The organism is Nostoc sp. CmiVER01 (genome assembly GCF_034531135.2).
Taxonomy (GTDB): Bacteria; Cyanobacteriota; Cyanobacteriia; order Cyanobacteriales; family Nostocaceae; genus Nostoc.
This window is the reverse complement of the sequence record NZ_JAVRBU020000045.1, coordinates 1-3641: the sequence shown is the minus strand read 5'-3', so window position 1 is coordinate 3641 and position 3641 is coordinate 1. Positions and strand designations below refer to the sequence as shown.

General features: G+C 43.3%; 4 protein-coding genes. 3 read left to right on the top strand and 1 reads right to left on the bottom strand.

The window, feature by feature from the left end:
• The first annotated feature begins 77 nt into the window (after nucleotides 1-77).
• Nucleotides 78-799 (top strand): IS1 family transposase gene (locus tag RMZ43_RS35865; protein WP_322655647.1). Its coding sequence is split into 2 segments (ribosomal slippage): nucleotides 78-429 and nucleotides 429-799, totalling 723 coding nucleotides; the frame shifts between segments, so codons are not numbered across the junction.
• A 177-nt stretch (nucleotides 800-976) separates the two neighbouring features.
• Here the strand turns inward: RMZ43_RS35865 and RMZ43_RS35860 are convergent.
• The gene (locus RMZ43_RS35860; RefSeq protein ID WP_322655646.1) at nucleotides 977-2371 is read right to left on the bottom strand and encodes a TldD/PmbA family protein; all 1395 of its coding nucleotides are present in this window, start codon (nucleotides 2369-2371) and stop codon (nucleotides 977-979) included.
• Between the two features lie 318 nt (nucleotides 2372-2689).
• Between RMZ43_RS35860 and RMZ43_RS35855 the strand changes: the two genes are divergently transcribed.
• Nucleotides 2690-3007, top strand: coding sequence for an RNA recognition motif domain-containing protein (locus tag RMZ43_RS35855; protein WP_322646031.1), 318 nt, complete (start codon nucleotides 2690-2692; stop codon nucleotides 3005-3007).
• 119 nt (nucleotides 3008-3126) lie between these two features.
• Nucleotides 3127-3318: a 30S ribosomal protein S21 gene (gene rpsU / locus RMZ43_RS35850; RefSeq protein WP_322646030.1), complete on the top strand. Its 192-nt coding sequence runs from the start codon at nucleotides 3127-3129 to the stop codon at nucleotides 3316-3318.
• Nucleotides 3319-3641 lie beyond the last annotated feature (323 nt).

Genomic DNA, 3641 nt, shown 5'->3' with positions numbered 1-3641 from the left:
ATCAGAGACTACTATTCTTTTCTTTAGCGATGGCTACGCCCGCCGAAGGCATCGCAGAACTTTTCGGTCTACTGACTGTGAATTGTCCATACTGCGGCTCTACTGAAATTAGGAAAAATGGGTGGCGGCGAGGTAAACAAAATCACATCTGTACTAATTGTGATCGCCAATTCATTGATGTCTACAGCCCACCAAAAGGATACTCAGATGAGAAAAAAATAGAATGCTTAAAAGCATACGTTAATGGTGCAGGTTTTAGAGCAATTGAACGTCAAACAGGAGTTCAGACGCTCGCGGACTCGCTAACGCTTCGCTATCACACGACGATAATCAACTGGGTAAAACAAATCGGCGAAAAGTTACCCGAGGCACCGCCAACAGATAAAACACCATCCGTTGGGGAATTAGATGAACTGGAAACTTTTGTGCGGTCAAAAAAAACAAAATTTGGATATGGACAGCGTTAGATCACTTTAATAGAGGAATTTTGGCTTGGGTTGTAGGAGACCATAGTGCAGAAACCTTTAAACCTTTATGGAATATTGTTAGCTTCTGGGGATGCTATTTTTACGTCACAGATGGATGGCCTGTTTACGCTAGTTTCATTAACCCAGGAGACCATATTATTAGCAAAACATATATGACAAGAGTTGAAGGAGAAAATACACGTTTACGCCATTATCTGGCACGTCTACATCGCAAAACATTATGTTACTCCAAATCTGTAGATATGCTTAAGCTATCAATTAAATTGTTACTACACTACCTGAAGTATGGACAAATACCCGTATTTAGCTGATTCATCCCGCATTTATGCAACGCCGGTAATCATAGCCTTCCCCCATTTGCTGATGCCTAAATGTGCAATAGCTTATCCTTAAACATCGCATTGTGCCAGTTGCGTAAGTCCTAGTTCTTTAGTGCTTACTACAAACTTGTATAATACAGACCTAATGCTACAACGGTTGGGTAAGGTTTACGTTTCCCCACCAACCACTACATCTCGAATTCGCAGACTAGGGCCACCACAACCTACTGACAAACCATTTTGCCCTCCCTTACCGCAACCGCCAGATTCATCCCAGTAAAAATCATTACCAATTGCCTCAATACCCGTTAAAGTTTGGAATACATTTCCTGAAAGCGTTACATCCCGCACTGCTTCAGCAATTTTGCCGTTCCTAATCATCCACGCTTCCCCAGCACTGAAGGTGAACATTTCTCCATTCGTCATCCCACCCAACCAATTCCGGGCATACACTCCTTCTTTGATATCGGTGAATAAGTCTTTGACTGATGTGTTACCCCGTTCAATCCAGGTATTTGTCATCCGCACAATTGGAGTAAAGTGATAGTTGAGACAGCGTGCGTTCCCCGTAGGCGCTTCCTCCAATTTGCCTGCGGTTTCACGAGAATGTAAACGTCCAACTAAAACTCCATCTTTAATTAGTTGAGTAGTAGTAGCAGGCGTGCCTTCATCATCATAAAAATAGCTACCACGATGTCCCTCTGGGGCAGCACCATCAAAAATTTGGAGTTCTTCTGGGCCAAACCGCCGTCCGATGGTCATGACTTCCAACAGATCGGGGTTTTCGTAAGCCATATCGGCCTCAGAAAGATGTCCAAAAGCTTCGTGAACAAACAAACCCGTAAGAATAGGATCAATGACTACGGTGTAAGTGTTGCCTTTTACCGATGGCAGAGATAAAGCTGCGATCGCTCTTTGAGCCGAACTTTTTACCTGTTCATCCAAATCAGTTAAATCTTCATAAGCTTTGCGAGAGCCAGTAGTTTCCCGTCCAGTTTGTACGGTTTCGCCATTTCTGGCAGTAGCAGCAAAGCGCATTTCCATATCCACCCAAGATTGCTCGATCAAAGTGCCTTCTGAGGTCGCTATGATCACTTTTTGGGCGCTGTCACCGTAACGCACCGAGGTAGTGGTAATCCGGGGATCAACACTTTTGAGCAATTCAGTATAGTGATCGCATAATTGTTTTTTCTTCGAGAGTGGGATTTGTCGGGGATCAGTGCCTTTTAGGGGTAGAATGCATACTGCTTGCACCGGGTCAATAGGTGCAAGTAAAGTTTCTTCATCACCAACCATCCGCGCCGCAGCGATCGCTTCTTCTATGCGATCTTCGATTGTCGCCAGTTGGTTAAAGCAGCTCAAACCCCATCCACCTTTATAACAAGCGCGAATATGTCCACCAATGGAGATGCCTTCGCTTAGGGTTTCTACCTTGTCGCCACGCAACAAGATATCAGTCCCTTCTGCTTCTTCAAGGCGAATCATCAGATAATCTACACGCTCAGAGTAGCGGGCGATCAGGTCAGAAAGTAAATTTTGTGCGTCAGCAAGTGTAGTCGGCATTTTCAATTAGTAACAATGACTAACTGCATTTATTTTGCAATTAATTGGGGAATCTCTGCTACTCAATATTAGGAGTTGCTCATTAAGGGGTAAGAGAAGATCAGAGAGACAAGGAGAAGAACCAATGCCCCATACCTAATCTTTAGTACTTCTAAGTTACGGTGGGTAAGAACTCAATGATGTGCTAAGGTAATTAGGTGAGAATAAAATTCGGTTACAGCGTTTGTTTTTAGTATTGACAGGCTTTTCCCTTTTGGTCTTAACAAGCTTGTCTCCGAAATCTAAATCTCTACACACCTATGATTTTGGAGATAACGCATGTCAATTTATGTAGGTAATCTATCCTACGAGGTCACACAAGAAGACCTCACATCTGTTTTTGCTGAACATGGTTCTGTAAAACGGGTTCAGTTGCCTACTGACCGTGAAACAGGCCGTCCACGCGGCTTTGCTTTTGTAGAGATGGGTACAGAAGCTGAAGAAACAGCTGCTATTGAAGCTCTTGATGGTGCTGAATGGATGGGACGCGATCTCAAAGTGAACAAGGCTAAACCCAAGGAAGACAGAAGTGGTTCCTTTGGTGGTGGGGATCGTCGCGGCGGCGGCGGTGGTGGATACAACCGAGGACGCTACTAAGCTTTAAGATTAAAAACTAAGTTTTAACGTCTTAAGGGCAGATTCATTATCTGCCCTTTTTGCGCTTCGGTCTATGGGATAGCTTAAAATGCCCAGTACCAATTAAGTAGGAGATGAAAATGACCCGAGTATTTGTGGGTGAAAATGAAGGAATTGAGTCAGCCTTACGTCGATTTAAGAGAGAAGTTTCTAAAGCAGGTATTTTTCCAGACATGAGAAAGCATCGTCACTTTGAAACGCCTTTAGAAAAACACAAACGTAAAGAAGTTGCAAGGCACAAACAACGTAAGAGAAATTTCCGTACCAATTGAAATAAGCGATACTTACACTAAGGTACACTAACACACTTTCATCATTAGATTATTAACTGTCTGTCGAAGAGGCGATCGCTATACTGCTAGATGTAAATTTAAAGGGTAGGTTTTGGCAAAGGCATTACTGATTATAGGATGGGCATGTAAATAACAGTGTGTCCCCGAACTGTAATCAACACAGCGAGGACGACACGCTGAATTTTCTGGTGGAATAGAAGCTCGATAGCAATTCCCATTGTTCCAAAGTCAAGTCACTTGGGTATGATTTAGACATGGCTCTAGTCACGCTGTCGCATTTTTATCTACTGACAGATTATCGT